Here is a 257-nt window from a genome sequence, read left to right on the forward strand (position 1 = left end):
GTAGAAACCATCGTCAGCACACTAACTTTCAGCGAATTCCAATACCAATAGAGATATTTACTCTTACTCGTATCAAAAAGCTCTTTATAATGAGCCAATGTAGCATTCTTCGGAATAATGCTTGAACCGGATAAACTTTGCCCCGGGTTAAACGATGATCCTACAATCCACGCCAATGGATATAAAATGATGACAAACATTACAAAAACAACCAAATAGGTTAATGTAAGTCTAATGATTTTCTGTCTCTTCATACT

General features: G+C 35.8%; 1 pseudogene. It reads right to left on the reverse strand.

Annotated elements, in window-relative coordinates:
- Positions 1–257: pseudogene (locus RYX56_RS23625) on the reverse strand (sugar ABC transporter permease); the annotation flags it as partial.

Source organism: Alkalihalophilus lindianensis (genome assembly GCF_032843265.1).
Lineage (GTDB): Bacteria > Bacillota > Bacilli > Bacillales > Bacillaceae_D > Alkalihalophilus > Alkalihalophilus lindianensis.